Here is a 446-nt window from a genome sequence, read left to right as displayed (position 1 = left end):
AGGTGATCTCTACCGTCGCTCCTCCAAGAAATTAGATGAGGAACCATAGTGAATATTCTCTTCCCTATTTTATTTGCACTTGTGACCGTCTCTGTTTTCAGTTTCTTCTTCTTCAAGATCTCCCGCACCTGGCTCATGCTGACGAGAGTGGGTCTCGGTCCAGAAGAAAACCGGATACAGGCCCTGCCTCAACGCTTGCTTCGCCTGCTTTCGGAAGGTTTCTTGCAGAAGCGCATGTATAAGGACTTGCCTGCGGGGATCATGCATCTTTTGATTTTCTGGGGCTTCCTACTCGTTTCTTTAGAAACGGCTGAGGCACTTCTGCATGGTGTTTTCCCGGACTTTCATCCAGACGCACTGATCGGGCCTACCCTCTACAGGGCCTTTCTCCTGAGTCAGGACATCACCCATGCGGTGCTTGCCCTGACTATACTTTACGCAATAGC

Annotated in this window: 1 protein-coding gene; it reads left to right on the top strand. The window is 50.0% G+C overall.

Going from position 1 to position 446, the window contains the following annotated elements; genetic code table 11:
* Nucleotides 1–48 precede the first annotated feature (48 nt).
* Nucleotides 49–446 (top strand): hypothetical protein (locus AC3DE3_RS17380; protein WP_488370869.1); only part of this gene is annotated, 398 nt, incomplete at its 3' end.

Source organism: Dietzia sp. IBK-p2-16D (assembly GCF_057773085.1).
This window is presented reverse-complemented; position numbering and strand designations above follow the sequence as displayed.